Here is a 224-nt window from a genome sequence, read left to right as displayed (position 1 = left end):
ACCGACACAGGTGGTCAGGTAGAGAATACCAAGGCGCTTGAGAGAACTCGGGTGAAGGAACTAGGCAAAATGGTGCCGTAACTTCGGGAGAAGGCACGCTGGCGCGTAGGTAGAGGGACTTGCTCCCCGAGCCGAAGCCAGTCGAAGATACCAGCTGGCTGCAACTGTTTATTAAAAACACAGCACTGTGCAAACACGAAAGTGGACGTATACGGTGTGACGCC

The 224-nt window shown here is 54.0% G+C and carries 1 rRNA gene; it reads left to right on the top strand.

Going from position 1 to position 224, the window contains the following annotated elements:
• Nucleotides 1-224 (top strand): 23S ribosomal RNA (locus WFL93_RS24190); the annotation flags it as partial.

It is taken from the genome of Pantoea sp. USHLN256 (assembly GCF_037149875.1).
Classification (GTDB): domain Bacteria; phylum Pseudomonadota; class Gammaproteobacteria; order Enterobacterales; family Enterobacteriaceae; genus Pantoea; species Pantoea nemavictus.
Note: the sequence above shows the minus strand (reverse complement) of the source record. Positions and strands in the feature narration are given on the sequence as shown.